13 protein-coding genes are annotated in these 14917 nt (G+C 44.0%); 6 read left to right on the forward strand and 7 right to left on the reverse strand.

What is annotated here, in order from left to right; all coding sequences use genetic code 11:
* Window positions 1–5: 5 nt before the first annotated feature.
* From AC1DCV_RS32465 to AC1DCV_RS32475, 3 genes are all read right to left on the reverse strand, one after another.
* The gene (locus tag AC1DCV_RS32465; protein ID WP_477027072.1) at window positions 6–1421 is read right to left on the reverse strand and encodes a bifunctional UDP-3-O-[3-hydroxymyristoyl] N-acetylglucosamine deacetylase/3-hydroxyacyl-ACP dehydratase; all 1416 of its coding nucleotides are present in this window, start codon (window positions 1419–1421) and stop codon (window positions 6–8) included.
* A gap of 41 nt (window positions 1422–1462) precedes the next feature.
* Window positions 1463–2512 (reverse strand): UDP-3-O-(3-hydroxymyristoyl)glucosamine N-acyltransferase, encoded by a 1050-nt coding sequence (gene lpxD / locus AC1DCV_RS32470; protein WP_477027073.1) that lies wholly within the window; start codon window positions 2510–2512, stop codon window positions 1463–1465.
* Window positions 2513–2580: 68 nt separating this feature from the next.
* Window positions 2581–3825, reverse strand: coding sequence for an HD domain-containing protein (locus tag AC1DCV_RS32475; RefSeq protein ID WP_477027074.1), 1245 nt, complete (start codon window positions 3823–3825; stop codon window positions 2581–2583).
* A gap of 346 nt (window positions 3826–4171) precedes the next feature.
* Between AC1DCV_RS32475 and porX the strand changes: the two genes are divergently transcribed.
* The 6 genes from porX (at window position 4172) to AC1DCV_RS32505 (ending at window position 10444) form a co-directional block, all read left to right on the forward strand.
* Entirely contained in the window at window positions 4172–5725 is a 1554-nt protein-coding gene (gene porX, locus AC1DCV_RS32480) for a T9SS response regulator signal transducer PorX (protein WP_477027075.1), read from the forward strand.
* A 122-nt stretch (window positions 5726–5847) separates the two neighbouring features.
* Complete coding sequence (locus AC1DCV_RS32485; protein WP_477027076.1) at window positions 5848–6171, forward strand: hypothetical protein; 324 nt, start codon at window positions 5848–5850, stop codon at window positions 6169–6171.
* Window positions 6172–6194: 23 nt separating this feature from the next.
* Entirely contained in the window at window positions 6195–6956 is a 762-nt protein-coding gene (locus AC1DCV_RS32490) for an MBL fold metallo-hydrolase (protein ID WP_477027077.1), read from the forward strand.
* Window positions 6957–7027: 71 nt separating this feature from the next.
* On the forward strand, window positions 7028–8002 hold the full coding sequence (locus AC1DCV_RS32495; protein ID WP_477027078.1) for a ComEA family DNA-binding protein: 975 nt from the start codon (window positions 7028–7030) through the stop codon (window positions 8000–8002).
* Between the two features lie 11 nt (window positions 8003–8013).
* A complete protein-coding gene (locus AC1DCV_RS32500) occupies window positions 8014–9153 on the forward strand; it encodes an acyl-CoA dehydrogenase (protein WP_477027079.1) in 1140 nt (379 codons plus the stop codon).
* A 415-nt stretch (window positions 9154–9568) separates the two neighbouring features.
* Entirely contained in the window at window positions 9569–10444 is an 876-nt protein-coding gene (locus AC1DCV_RS32505) for a c-type cytochrome (protein ID WP_477027080.1), read from the forward strand.
* Between the two features lie 79 nt (window positions 10445–10523).
* Here AC1DCV_RS32505 and AC1DCV_RS32510 read toward each other — a convergent pair whose 3' ends face one another.
* The 4 genes from AC1DCV_RS32510 to tig all read right to left on the reverse strand — a co-directional run bounded on the left by AC1DCV_RS32510 (window position 10524) and on the right by tig (window position 14403).
* Window positions 10524–10811 carry a hypothetical protein gene (locus AC1DCV_RS32510; RefSeq protein ID WP_477027081.1) on the reverse strand — a complete coding sequence of 96 codons (288 nt, stop codon included), beginning with the start codon at window positions 10809–10811 and terminating at the stop codon, window positions 10524–10526.
* A gap of 55 nt (window positions 10812–10866) precedes the next feature.
* Window positions 10867–12111 (reverse strand): ATP-dependent Clp protease ATP-binding subunit ClpX, encoded by a 1245-nt coding sequence (gene clpX / locus AC1DCV_RS32515; RefSeq protein WP_441576528.1) that lies wholly within the window; start codon window positions 12109–12111, stop codon window positions 10867–10869.
* 221 nt (window positions 12112–12332) lie between these two features.
* Window positions 12333–13034, reverse strand: coding sequence for an ATP-dependent Clp endopeptidase proteolytic subunit ClpP (gene clpP, locus AC1DCV_RS32520; RefSeq protein ID WP_211973853.1), 702 nt, complete (start codon window positions 13032–13034; stop codon window positions 12333–12335).
* A complete protein-coding gene (tig, locus tag AC1DCV_RS32525; RefSeq protein ID WP_477027082.1) occupies window positions 13024–14403 on the reverse strand; it encodes a trigger factor in 1380 nt (459 codons plus the stop codon). Before tig ends, clpP begins: the two co-directional genes overlap by 11 nt.
* Between the last annotated feature and the right edge of the window lie 514 nt (window positions 14404–14917).

Consider the following 14917-nt stretch of genomic DNA (forward strand, 5'->3'; position numbering starts at 1 on the left):
TGCTATTATTTGCCTTCTCTTGTTTTTATAATTTGTGCTATCATGTCGGCCTCAGTAGCTACTTTATTGCCGATAAATACTGTCCCCCGCATTTCTACAAGTCCTCTTCTGATTGGGCTCAGCAACTCCATTTTAAGGATCATGGTGTCACCCGGAACTACCTTCGACTTAAATTTACAGTTGTCTATTTTCAGGAAATAAGTATCGTAATTTTCAGGATCCGGTACACGGTTCAGTGCCAGGATACCACCTACCTGTGCCAGTGCTTCCAGTTGCAGCACACCCGGCATTACCGGGTTGCCTGGAAAGTGACCCTGGAAGAAGCCTTCGTTGAAGGTAACGTTTTTGATACCTACTACTTTCTCTTCGCCCAGTTCAATGATCTTATCTACCAGCAGCATCGGGTAACGGTGCGGCAATGTTCTTTCAATACGCGGGGTATCGAATACAGGTGGCTGATTGGGATCGTAAACAGGTACGTCTTTATTATGCTTGTTCTTTTTGATATACGCTTTGATCGCACGGGCAAATTCCACGTTGGACGCATGGCCGGGACGGTTGGCAATGATATGCGCATTGATAGGGTAGCCGATCAGTGCCAGGTCACCTACTACGTCCAGCAGCTTGTGACGTGCCGGTTCGTTCGGGAAACGTAATTCGATATTGTTCAGGATACCTTCTTTCTGTACAGAAATGGTTTCCCTGTTAAATACTTTGGCTAAACGGGACAGTTCTTCATCTGTTACCGGTTTGTCCACCACAACGATGGCATTGTTGATGTCACCACCTTTAATCAGGTTGAGAGACAGTTGGTATTCCAGTTCATGTAAAAAGCAGAAGGTACGGCAAGGCGCGATCTCTGTTTTGAACTCTTCAATACCCTTCATTTTTGCGTGCTGGGTACCCAGTACCGGGGAATTGAAGTCGATCAGACAGGTAATACGATAGTCTACCGCTGGCATAGCCACCATTTCTACCTTTTTCTTCTCATCATAATAACTGATGTTGGTATCAATAGTATAGTATACTTTTTTGGCATCCTGGTTTTGCAGGCCAATGTTTTCAATGGCTTCTATAAATGCATAGGAACTACCGTCCATGATAGGAATTTCTCCACCGTCGAGCTCCACCAGTACGTTATCCACACCTGTTCCTGCCAGAGCAGCCATGATGTGTTCTACGGTACTCACTCTGGCGCCGTTGTGCTCCAGCGTAGTGCTGCKGGTTGTTTCCACTACATAATCCACATCGGCTTTGACGATAGGTTGTCCCGGCAGATCTATACGTTGAAATTTAATCCCATGGCCTGGCGTGGCAGGCTTGAGTGTCATATTAACATAGGCGCCTGTATGCAAGCCAATACCCGATAAGGTAATTTCGCCTTTCAGGGTATGTTGGTATTGCAACTGTTGATTTTCCATAATAAGCTAACTAATATGTAACTATTTGACCAGTAATCAATTTATACACCTGCTCTTTCCTGCAGCAGTTGTTTTACCATCTCTTCCAGCTCCTTTACGCGCTTTTCAAGGTCCGGCAAATTTCTAAAAATTGCCTGACTTTTCAGCGAACTTTTATAATCGTACGCCGGAGAGCCTGTGAGGGAGGTGTTAGKAATGGTAATGGACTTGGATAATCCGCTCTGTGCATTGATTTTGGTACTGTCAGCAATGTGGATATGTCCCACCATGCCTACTTGTCCGCCTATTACGCAGTTCTGTCCTATTTTTGTACTGCCGGAAACGCCTGTTTGAGCAGCAATCACCGTGTTGGTACCAATGTCTACGTTATGGGCTACCTGGATCAGGTTATCCAGTTTTACACCCTTCCGGATCACGGTACTGCCCATGGTGGCTCTGTCGATGGTGGTGTTGGCGCCTATTTCCACATCATCATGGATCACCACATTACCAATCTGAGGTACCTTTTTATAGGAACTGTCCGGTTGTGGTGCGAAACCGAAGCCATCGCCACCAATTACACAACCGGCATGCAGCATTACGCGGCTGCCTACAATACAGTTATCATATACTTTTACACCAGGGTATAAGATAGAATCGTTGTTAACGATCACATTATCACCCAGGTATACACCAGGATATATTTTTACGTTGTTACCCAGCACCACGTTTTCTCCCAGGTACGCAAAAGCACCCACAAACACGTTTTCTCCCATTTTCACCGAAGTGGGAATATAGGAAGGCTGCTGAATACCCGATTTATTACCCGTCAGGTACCTGTACTGCTCCAGTAACAGGGCAAAGCTGCTGTAAGCATCTTTTACCCGGATCAGGGTCGATTTAATCGGACGCTCTATCACCAGGCTCTCATTCACGATCAGAATGGAGGCATTAGTGGTATATATGAATTCTTCATACTTAGGATTGGCAATGAAACTGAGCATGCCTTCGCCAGCTTCCTCAATCTTGGCGATGTTGCTCACCTTTACGTCCGGATTTCCCTCCAGCTTACCATCTAACATGGTAGCTAATTGTAATGCGCTAAACTGCATAATTTAAAATTGTAATGTTTTCCAGGCTACACCGGATAGTATGAACTTATTCTTTAACATTTTATTCCTTATAAAACGTTGTTAGCCTGAATTTTTGGATGACAAATGTAGAATTTTTTTACCGGTATCGCCAGAGTATGGCTAATCAGTGCATTGTCGATGGAGGAAATGTCTTTTACAGTTCCGTCTTTAAATAGGATATTGATCTTCTCGTCATTAACGTTATAAGCCCTCAGCGTGGCCGCGCCGGAGAAAACGAAGTAATCCAGGTCGGCGCCATCAATGCCCCATTTTTGTTTTACCTGTTCCTTCAATAATTGCTCCGCACTGCCGTCAAATGCCTGGTTACTTAATACTACTTTGAATAAATTCCTGTCTATCAACCATTTACACAAAAGGGACAAAACTTTGTCCTCATGTGTTGTCCAAACTTTTATAGCGCTCATAATATCATAGTCGTCCAGCAGGCAAAATAACCGCAGACAATCCGGCTCCCGCTCAAAATTGTCTTTGGTAACCGTGTTATACAGGAAATATGACAGCGCAGGTGAGCAAAATAGCTGTTGTCCTTCCTGTGCCAGGGCTTTGGCCCTGCAAAGGATCTTTACCAGCATGTTTTCCGCACTCAGTACCGTTTTATGCAGGTATACCTGCCAGTACATCAGCCGTCGGGCTATGATAAACTTCTCTATAGAATAAATCCCCTTTTCCTCCACCATCAGCTCTCCATGATGAACCGTCAGCATTTTTATAATGCGGTCGTACCCGATGGTGCCTTCGGCCACACCGGTAAAGAAGCTGTCCCTGTTCAGGTAATCCATCCTGTCTACGTCCAATTGGCTTGACACCAGCTGGTGCAGGAATTTTTTGTGATATCGTCCGTTAAAAATATCCAGTGTAAGTGACAGGGCGCCATTCATCTCCCTGTTCAGGTCTTCCATCAGCCACTGGGATATCTCTTCATGAGATACGCCCTCTATAATACCGTTCTCCAGTGCATGGGAATATGGTCCATGCCCTATATCATGCAGCAAAATGGCCATTTTAGCTGCTACTTCCTCTTCCGGGGTAATGGCTGCTCCTTTGCTCCGGAGTTCCTGTAAAGCCATACTCATGAGGTGATATGCCCCCATGCTATGATGAAACCGCGTATGCATAGCACCGGGATACACCAGCTGCGCCAGCGCCATCTGATGTATGCGGCGGAGCCGCTGGTAATATGGATGTGAAATGAGGTTAAAAATCAACGGGTGATCTATGGTAATAAAGCCATACACCGGATCATTAACAATTTTTCGCTTGCGTTCGGTCATTGCATTTAATTATACCTTTCAGACGGGGGCGTCCTCGTCTGAAATCCCTGGTGTGGGTATGCAAAACTACACCATGAATTAATTATATGTAATTTTTTTACTTATAATGACGTTCTCCGTCCACGAAACCCCTATGACAGTAAAAAACAATTGGTAGGTTACAGGTAATTAAATGTTATGGATGCGAAGGTAAATAACTTTATCAGCCCTCCCACTTTTTACTGCCATCATTTTACCGTGATGTGTCCTTTTTAACATATAATTACCGGCAAATGATAGACGGGGAATGATATTTGCCAAAAAATAAGGGTAATTTTCTTTTTTTACCGGAACCTTAAATCTTACTATGAGCCAGATAAATATACTATGGGTAGATGATGAAATTGAGTCGCTGAAATCACAAATTATTTTTTTGGAAAGCAAAGGCTATAAAGTTTCTGCCCTCACAAACGGGTACGATGCCCTCGAATTTCTGAAAGAACAGGTGGTAGACGTGGTATTGCTGGATGAATCCATGCCCGGCATCACCGGCCTGGAAACGCTCGGTAAGATTAAAGAAATAGATCAGCAGATCCCCGTGGTCATGATCACCAAAAACGAAGCGGAAGACGTGATGGACGATGCCATTGGCTCCCAGATCACCGACTACCTCATTAAACCGGTAAACCCCAACCAGGTATTATTATCTCTCAAAAAAATAATTGATAACAAAAGACTGGTAGCCGAAAAAACCACCACCGCCTACCAGCAGGAGTTCCGCAGCCTCTTTATGGCTCTCAGCTCCAACCCGGACTACACGGAGTGGATGGAGATATACAAGAAACTGGTGTATTGGGAAATGGAAATGGCCAAAGCCAACAGCCCGGAAATGCTGGAAGTGTTCAATGCCCAGAAAACAGAGGCCAACAACGAATTCTCCAAATTCATTGGCCGCAACTACAGCGACTGGCTGCATCCCAAGGCGAAAGAAGCCCCGGTGATGTCACATACCCTGTTCCGGGATAAAGTAGTGCCCAACCTGGACCCCAACGTTCCAAATGTGTTCCTGCTGATAGATAATCTCCGCTATGACCAGTGGAAAGCGATTCAGCCCATTTTCCAGGAATCATTCCGGCTGGTGGAGGAAGAATCTTTCTACAGTATTTTGCCCACCAGCACCCAATATAGCCGAAATGCCATCTTTGCCGGTATGCTGCCCATAGATATTGAACACCGGTTTCCCCAGGAATGGAAGAATGATGACGAAGAAGGCGGGAAAAACATGTTTGAGGAACATTTCTTTGCTGCTCAGCTGAAACAACTGAAAATGGATCCCCGGTTTTCCTACACCAAGGTCACCAACCATGCCGATGCGCAAATCATGCTCAATAACATCCACAATATGCTGGATTATCCACTGAGCGTTATTGTATACAACTTTGTGGATATGCTCAGCCATGCCCGCACAGAAATGGAAGTACTGAAGGAACTGGCCGGAGATGAAGCTTCTTACCGCTCCATTACCGCCAGCTGGTTCGAACACAGTCCACTCCACCAGGCACTGAAACGTATCAGTGATAAAAAAATAAACCTGATCATCGCTACAGATCACGGCAGCGTAAGGGTAAAAACACCCGTAAAGGTGATTGGTGATAAACAAACCACCACCAACCTGCGCTACAAACATGGCCGTAATCTGAACTATGATCCAAAAGAGGTACTGGCCTTCAGAGATCCCCGCGATGCCGGCTTACCCAAGCCCAACGTGAATTCTTCTTACATCTTTGCCAAAGGAGATGGCTATCTCTGTTATCCCAACAACTACAACTATTTCGTTAACTACTACCGCAACACCTTTCAGCACGGCGGCATTTCCCTGGAAGAAATGATTGTGCCATTTGCGAGAATGGTGACTAAATAGCTATTAGCCATTAGCTTTTAGCTTTTAGTAAATGCAGCGGAGCTCATGTTATGTTAATCATTCGCTGCATTTACTAAAAGCTAAAGGCTAAAAGCTAAAAGCTAAATCATTATTTTTGCTCCATGAATATCAAAATCACACCTAATAACCTGACGAAGCTGGAAAAAATCTTTGAAGAGGCTAAATATGTGCTGCGCTTCGAAAAAGGTAGTTTCCTCTCCGGTTACTGCATCCTGGAACATAAGAAGGTGGTAGTGATCAATAAATTTTTGAACCTGGAAGGGCGTATCAATACCCTCATCGATATTTTAACAACTCTGCCGCTCGATGAAGAAGTCCTGACAGCGGAATCGCATAAACTGTACAAACAAATACAGGCCAGCAAACCTATCCCTGAAGCAGGGACAGATGATGATGAGCCAGAAGCCGAACAAACAGCAGAATAGGTTAAACAGACAAATGATTTTGGATGAAAGTTACATTCTTAGGAACAGGTACATCACAGGGAGTCCCCGTAATAGCTTGTGGTTGCGAAGTTTGCTCCTCATCAGATAAAAAAGACAAACGTTTAAGAAGTAGTATCATGATTACCGGACCAGCAGGTAATATTGTGATAGATACTACCCCTGATTTCCGTTACCAGATGCTTCGCGAAAAAGTGGGCCACCTGGAAGCTGTGCTCATTACCCATTCCCATAAAGATCATATTGCCGGCATGGACGATATCCGTGCATTCAACTATTTCCAGAAAACCGCTATTAACATATACGCCACTGAATTTTCACAGGGCGTGATCAAACGTGAATTTCCTTATGCCTTCTCAGAATTTAAATATCCCGGCATTCCGGAAATAAATCTGAAAACCATTGGAGATGAGCCTTTCGATGTAAATGGACTTACCATCACACCTATACATGTGATGCATCATAAAATGCCGGTTATGGGTTTCAGGATCCATGATTTTACTTACATCACGGATGCCAACTACGTGGCACCAGAAGAAAAAGAAAAGATCCGGGGCTCCAAAATACTGGTGTTAAACGCCCTGCGTAAAGAAACACATATCTCACATTTTACCCTGGAAGAGGCCATCGCACTGGGTAAAGAACTGGAAGTGCCGGAAGTATATTTCACGCATATCAGTCATCAGCTGGGATTGCATGAAGAAGTATCTAAAGAACTGCCTCCCGGAAMCGCCCTGGCTTATGATGGCCTGCGCCTGGAAATTTAACGCCCATTTTATTTCTATTAACAAAAGACGATCGCCCGCTGCTTAGTTTAGCGGCAAATTTTTGTTGACCCATGTGGAAGTCTTTTGTCCGCGAATACCTGCGTTTTTCAAGAAAAGAGCGCTATGGCATATTAATACTGGTGGTATTCATGATAGGGACCTGTTATAGTCCTGACCTGTTTTTTTTTTTTCAGCGGCGTATGCCCGTTGCCGATAGTAGCGACTTAAAAGCAGCGGTACTGGCTTATGAAGCGGGTATTCCGAAAACAAATAATGCCGCTTCAGCAGAGCCGGCAGCAGCGCTATTTTATTTTGATCCCAACGTCTTATCGGTAGGGGGCTGGCAGCAATTAGGCGTCAGTGAACGTACCGCCGTTACCATTACGAAATACCTGGCTAATGGTGGGCATTTCCGCACGGCCGCTGATCTGGCGAAGATATATAGCCTGCCGCCTGCCTTATGCGCCCGGCTAATACCATATGTGCGGATAACGGGGAGGAGAGAGGAGCGGTATTTCGGGAGATATGAAAAAGCCGGTGGTGACCGGCATCACGGACCATACCATAAAGACTCTGATTACCACAATTTCGCACCGCGCAATAGCGATTCTTCGTTTACCCGTTATCGTAAGAAAGCAGCGCCGGCTGTTATTGATATTAATACTGCAGACACGCTCGCGTGGCAAACATTACCGGGTATCGGACCCGGCTTTGCAAGGCGCATTGTGAGCTTCCGCGACCGGTTAGGCGGCTTTTATGCGGTGGAGCAGGTAGGGGAATGCTATGGGTTGGCGGATTCCGTATTTCAAAAAATTCAACCTTTCTTACAGATCGGTAATAGTTCTCTAATAAAACTAGACCTCAACCTCACAGATGAAAAATCTTTGGCAGCTCACCCATACATACGCTATAAACTAGCCCACTTAATTGTGCAGTATCGCAGTACCCACGCGGGTTTCAAGGGCATTGCAGAGCTTCGCGCCCTGCCGTTGGTGGATGAGATTATTTATCGTAAAATTGAACATTACATTGAGATCAAACATTAAAGCCCACGTTTATGAATTTTGAGCCAACGGAAATGCAACAACAGATTGCACAAATGATCCGGGATTTCGGAAAGACAAATATTTTGCCTTATGTGTTGGAATGGGATGAKCAACAGGAATTTCCTGTGCAGGTGTTTAAAAAACTGGGAGAGCTGGGACTTATGGGGGTACTGGTGCCACAAGAATACGGTGGCAGCGGATTGGGCTACCTGGAATATGTAACCGTGATCAGTGAAATATCCCGTATATGTGGCGCTATCGGATTAAGTGTGGCAGCACATAACTCGTTGTGTACCGGTCATACCCTGCAATTTGGTAATGAAGCACAGAAGCAGCGGTACCTGCCTAAACTGGCTACCGGCGAATGGATAGGTGCCTGGGGCTTAACAGAACCCAATACCGGTTCAGATGCGATGAATATGAAATGTGTGGCTAAAAGGGATGGCAATGACTGGGTGATTAACGGCACCAAATGCTGGATCACGCATGGTAAAAGCTGTGATGTGGCCGTTGTAATTGCCCGTACAGGCGATGTGCGCGATAGCCATGGGATGAGTGCCTTTATCGTAGAAAAGGGAACACCGGGCTTCAGCGGGGGCAAAAAGGAGAATAAGCTGGGGATGCGTGCATCCGAAACAGCGGAAATGATATTTGACAACTGTAGGGTACCTGCAGAAAATATGCTGGGAGCAGAAGGAGACGGCTTTATACAATCCATGAAAGTGCTCGATGGTGGCCGTATTTCTATTGCAGCCCTGTCGCTGGGTATAGCCAAAGGCGCGATGGATGCGGCGCTGAAATACGCCAAAGAACGCCATCAGTTTGACCAGCCCATTGCTAACTTCCAGGGTATTTCCTTTAAGCTGGCGGATATGGCCACCGAAATTGAGGCTGCTGAGCTATTGACAATGCAGGCTGCTGACATGAAAAACCGTAAGGTGAAGATGACACAACAAGCCGCCATGGCCAAATATTACGCTTCTGAAGTCGCCGTTAGGGTCGCCAATGACGCCGTACAGATTTTTGGTGGTTATGGCTATACCAAGGACTTTCCGGTGGAAAAATTTTATCGAGATGCAAAATTATGCACCATCGGGGAAGGAACTTCAGAGATTCAAAAGATCGTTATAGCCCGGGAAGCACTAAGATAGAATAACGATTTTGCAATTGATTCTGACAAGATTGAAGTAGATGTATTTTTATAATTTAAAAAAAGACGCTTTATAAGCCGTTCATCATTTTTTCAAAATAAAATAATATTACCCCTTTAGTGTTATTGAATATTGCAAAAGGAACGTTAAATTTGGGTTAATTCATCACTCTTTACCGTTTATCAACCTTAACACACAAAATCAAGAAAGATTTGAAACACTTTTACGCAATGAGAAGCACCCTGTAATACGGGTGCTTTTCTATACCGGGTCTGACTGGTTTATCCCGTATAAAGACGCTTAGTAAAATGTAAAGCCTGTAATCCACGTTATGATTCTTCCATAATTCAGTAGAACTACTGACACCTGTAATATTTATCCCTATTACTTTTGCCTAGAAATTATCTCAATTGTTATGTTCTCCAGAATATTGAAATGGACCGGCAGGATACTGTTTGGTGTAGTTGTTATCGTTTTGATTGCTTTTGCTGTTTTCTCCTTTCTTTTTCGCCAACATGTAAATAAGCAGTATACCGTGCAGGTAAGGGAAATTCCGATACCAGGGGATACTGCTACTATTGCTGCAGGAAAACATCTGTATGAAATTAAGGGCTGCGGAGTATGCCACGGAGTTGATCTGAGGGGCAAAATTTTTGTAGACGATCCGGCCATTGGCAGGATTGCGGGTAGGAATATTACCTACGGAAAAGGAGGCTTACCAGAGAGTTTTGATAACAAAGCCTGGTTAAGGACGATGCGGCATGGTTTAAATGCCGAAAACAGGACTTTATTGCTCATGCCCTCCGAAGACTTCACCCTCATGGATGATCACGATATAGCGGCTATAATTGCCTTTTGTAAAGCACAGCCTAAAATAGACACTCCAACAATACCCGTGAAAATGGGACCTATGGGAAAAGTATTATCTGTATTAGGCAAAATCCCCTTATTTCCTGCGGAAAATATTGATCATCATCATCAGCAGCCTGCCCAGGTGGCAAAGGGGCCTACAGCCGCCTATGGGAAGTATTTATCTGCTTCCTGCACGGGTTGTCATAAGGCCGCATTAACAGGTGGCGATAATCCTGTTCCAGGTGGACCACCGGTGGCCAATATCACCGCTACGGGGCATGTTGGGAAATGGTCTAAAGAAGAATTTATTACAGCATTGCGGAGTGGTAAAACACCGGAAGGAAAGCAATTGCTGGTGAAAGATATGCCGTGGACAATGACTGCTCAGTACACGGATGACGAGTTGATAGCCTTGTATCTTTATTTGCGAACCCTCTGAAAAAAAAGGGATTTTCGGAAGGATTGATTTTGTAAATCAACTCAACTGAAAATCCCTTTATCTTGTAGCGTTGGAATGACTACTTTTTATCTTTGTTAAAGAAGTCGGACACTTTATCCTTAGCTTCTTCCGCCCAATCTTCTGCCTTATCTTTTACATTATCCAGAAAATCACCTGCCTGATCCATCAGACCAGCCTTTTTACCGTCGGCTTTATCTGACATCCCTGCAAACCAGTTATCAACTGTACCTGCAATAAACGGAGGTAATTTGCCTTTCACATATTCTTTGATCACATCAATGGACTGTACTGCCTGTTCGGGCGTGAGTCCGGCTTTTTCCTGTAATTGCTGAATGAGTTCCTGCATAAATAGAGGTTTTATGATTAGAGATAGTGTAGCCATACCGGAATACCGGTAATGGTTATGCTACTTTCAATTTCACAAGGGTAGACTGTTCCAGCCTTGACTGTGCATATTCCCTGGTAAGATGAAACGTGGTTTCATTGGCAGAGGGCAATTCATACATGGCTTCACTCAGCACAACTTCACAGATGGAGCGTAATCCACGCGCACCCAGTTTGTATTCCATTGCTTTATCTACAATGTAGTCGATCGCTTCTTCTTCTACCTGCAAGTCAATATTTTCTACCTTGAACAGTTTCTTGTATTGTTTTACCAGTGCGTTTTTAGGCTCTGTTAAAATCAGTTTCAAGGTATCTCTGTCCAGTGAATTCAGATACGTTACCACTGGCAAACGTCCCAGTAATTCAGGAATCAGACCGAAGGATTTCAGATCAGTTGAGTTAATGTAACGCAGGATCTGTTTTCTGTTTTCTTCTTCTTTTTCCTTGTTAACGGTGAAGCCGATAGAATGAGTCTGTATTCTTCTGCTGATAATTCTTTCCACACCATCAAATGCGCCGCCGCAGATGAAGAGAATGTTTTGTGTGTTCAGTTTGATCAGTTTCTGTTCCGGGTGTTTACGACCGCCCTGAGGAGGTACCAGTACTTCTGTTCCTTCCAGTAATTTGAGGAGACCCTGTTGTACGCCTTCTCCGCTTACATCACGGGTGATGGAAGGGTTATCGCTTTTACGGGCAATTTTATCAATTTCATCGATGTAAACGATACCGCGTTCAGCAGCTTCCACATCATAGTTACATACCTGCAACAAACGGCTGAGGATACTTTCCACGTCTTCACCCACATAACCTGCTTCAGTAAATACGGTGGCATCTACAATCGCGAAGGGAACGTTTAATTGTTTAGCGATAGATTTAGCCAGGAGAGTTTTACCGGTACCGGTTTCACCTACCATGATGATGTTGGATTTTTCAATTTCCACTTCATCATCACCTATTTGCTGATTGAGTCTTTTGTAGTGGTTATATACCGCTACAGCCAGTATTTTCTTTGCATCATCCTGTCCGATTACATATTCGTCCAGGAATTTTTTCATGTCGATAGGTTTGGACACTTTAGGTGCGAAGTTCGGCGCTACGGCAGCAGCAGCTTTCTTGCCGGGAGGAAATAGCTCCTGGTCAATTATTTCCTGCGCATTGGCTACACAGTTTTCACAAATGTGTCCTTCTGCGCCAGCTATCAATATCTGCACTTCTTCTTTAGAGCGGCTGCAAAAGGAGCAACGAATTTTTGATTCTTTCATTTCGGAATAGATTATTTTTCTACGAAACTGTCATTGCCTGCAATGATAATGCAGGGTTACAAATTTACACTAAATAGCCGAAAGCATAAGTCTTATTAGCGTAAAGCTTAAAGCATAAAGCTCAAAGCTATCGTAGCGAATGATTGTAGCGATATGTATTAAAAATCCGCTATATCATTCGCTACGATAGCTTTGAGCTTTATGCCTTGAGCTTTAAGCTTTTACTGTGGTGTATCCAGATTTTTCTTTGGATTCTTCTGGAGTACGTCATCGATGATGCCGTATTCTTTCGCTTCATCCGCAGTCATCCAGTAGTCACGGTCAGAGTCTTTTTCTACTTTTTTCACCGGCTGTCCGCAGTGACCAGCAATGATTTCGTTCAGTTCCTTTTTCAGTTTAACGAACTCACGTGCAGTGATTTCGATATCTGAAGTCTGGCCTTCTGCACCGCCATGAGGCTGGTGAATCATTACACGGGCATGCTTCAGTGCGGTACGTTTTCCTTTAGCGCCAGCTACCAGTAATACAGCGCCGAAAGAGGCCGCCATACCGGTACAGATAGTAGCGATTTCAGGAGAAACTACCTGCATGGTATCGTAGATACCTAAACCAGCATACACACTACCACCAGGGCTGTTGATGTACATCTGGATATCGCGGGTACGATCAGAAGATTCCAGGAACAGCAGCTGCGCGGTAATCACGTTTGCTACGTAGTCGTTCACCGGGTCTCCGAGGAAAATAATACGATCAGCCATCAACCTGGAGAAAACGTCCATCTGTTGCATATTCAACTGACGCTCTTCAAGAATGTAAGGAGTCAGGCTGTTTAACTGGTGGCTTTTAGCGTAACTATCTACTACCAGGCTGCTGATTCCCCGATGCTGGATGGCATATTTTCTAAATTCATTATTAATGTTCATGATGGTGATGTTTATGAGGTAAATTAACAAAATCTTCTGCTTTGATTTCCTCTTCTTTCACGTTCACCTTTGCTTCAGCCCAGTCAAATAACTTGGCAGTGATCATTTCACGGTAAGTCTGGTCTACAAATTTTTCATCCTGTAACAGGCGATCCAGGTAGCTGTCTAACCATTCTGCTCCATCAGCAGCGGCGCCGCCATAGTAGCCTAATACTTTCTGTTTGGCATTTTCTTTCAGTTCTTCGAAAGAAACTTCCAGTTTATTTTCTTTAACCAGTTTATCGCTGATCAGTGTCCAACGTAATTGGTGGTCGAAACTCGGGAATTCTTTTTCAGCTTCTTCCGCAGTTTTTGGTTTTTCACCGCCTACCTGCAGCCAGCGTTTGAGGAAATCCTTTGGTAAATCTATCGGCGTTTCATGCACCAGTACCTCAAACAAGTCGTTGTGAAGGTGATTACGGCTTTCAGAATCCCAGTATTTTCCGATTTCTTCTTTCAGTTTAGCGCGGAAAGCTTCTTCTGTAGTGATTTCATCTCCCGGATAAACTTCTTTGAAGAACTCTTCATTCAGTTCTCTTTTCTCAATCAGACCAACTTTGGTAATGGTCAGTTTGAAATATTTATTGGCTGCTTCTTTATCAGTAGCTTCAAAGCCCAGATCTTTCAGGATCCAGCCCAGACGCTGCTCATCAAAAGAGGTAGCTAATTGGAATACGATGCTGTCATCGTTCTTTTTACCCTGCAGTTCTGCCTGGATAGCAGGTGAAAAGTATTTTACCAGTAACGCATTTTCTTTTACAATACCGCCTTCTACTACATTGCCTTGTGCATCTGCTTCTTCGAATTTAACGTTAATCACGTTATCTTCTGAAGTAATTGTTTCAGGTTCTGTTGTTTTACCACCTTTCAGCTGTAAACGCTGAATTTCGTCGTTTACCATTTCTTCGGTAACGGCTACTTTATATTTGGTAAGGGTGGTTTTGTTGGTTTCAAGCGGAGTAATAGCGAAGGAAGGTTTCAGACCAACTTCAAATTCGAAGGCGTAATCAGCAGGTTTGCTGAAATCCAGATCTTTTGCTGTTTTGTCCAGAGACAGCGGCTGGCCGAAGATTTCCAGCTTCTCATTCTGTACATAACCCATCAACTCTTTCTCAACAGTTTTCAGGATTTCATCACCAAAGATAGCCTGACCGTGCATCTTCTTAACCATGCCTGCAGGTACCATTCCTTTACGGAAGCCTGGTATGTTCGCATTTTTGCTGAATTGCTTTACTGCTTTGTCAAAATTAGGAAGGTAATCTTCCTGGCTCACTTTCACAGTGATCTTATCGTTCAATAAACCAATGTTTTCTCTCGTAACGGTTGCCATAATTGAATTGTATAAAAGTGTTCTTTAAGAAGCAATAATGATTCCTTGTTTATTTTTCTGCCATGAAGTCACAACGGTAAGTAGGAATGGCAGGAAACTTTTTTTGAATAAAATCAGGTGAAACTGTGTCTGAACAAGACAGAAGTGACAATGAAAGTGAGGGAGAGCATAGCATTATCACGTTGCCATATTGACGCATTGCCACATAATATTATATGTGCGGGTGGATGGAACGCATGCTGTGAAGCAGTAGATCCTATCGCTGGCCTGTTGACCGCTTTCTCCACATCCGCGCGTTTTCGTACCGTATCCTAATCTAACCTTTTTCAAATATAAACAACTAATTTTCAGGTAGTTGTAGATATCGTTCAACTTTATGATCGCGCGAAGATAGCTAATTTTATTCTGTTTTCAGGCTAATTCTGTTGTAAATGAGCACAAGAGAACGACGACCGTTTACCTCCTGTTTACGCTACCTTTGCCATGCTTCAACCAATCACGGATCAGGTTGAAA

Source organism: Chitinophaga sp. 10T418, from assembly GCF_056394125.1.

Coding starts and splice junctions, on each gene's coding strand:
- AC1DCV_RS32475 (WP_477027074.1), bottom strand. CDS start 3,825: ATGACCGAACGCAAGCGAAAAATTGTTAATGATCCGGTGTATGGCTTT.
- porX (WP_477027075.1), top strand. CDS start 4,172: ATGAGCCAGATAAATATACTATGGGTAGATGATGAAATTGAGTCGCTG.
- AC1DCV_RS32485 (WP_477027076.1), top strand. CDS start 5,848: ATGAATATCAAAATCACACCTAATAACCTGACGAAGCTGGAAAAAATC.
- AC1DCV_RS32495 (WP_477027078.1), top strand. CDS start 7,028: ATGTGGAAGTCTTTTGTCCGCGAATACCTGCGTTTTTCAAGAAAAGAG.
- AC1DCV_RS32505 (WP_477027080.1), top strand. CDS start 9,569: ATGTTCTCCAGAATATTGAAATGGACCGGCAGGATACTGTTTGGTGTA.
- AC1DCV_RS32510 (WP_477027081.1), bottom strand. CDS start 10,811: ATGCAGGAACTCATTCAGCAATTACAGGAAAAAGCCGGACTCACGCCC.
- clpX (WP_441576528.1), bottom strand. CDS start 12,111: ATGAAAGAATCAAAAATTCGTTGCTCCTTTTGCAGCCGCTCTAAAGAA.
- clpP (WP_211973853.1), bottom strand. CDS start 13,034: ATGAACATTAATAATGAATTTAGAAAATATGCCATCCAGCATCGGGGA.
- tig (WP_477027082.1), bottom strand. CDS start 14,403: ATGGCAACCGTTACGAGAGAAAACATTGGTTTATTGAACGATAAGATC.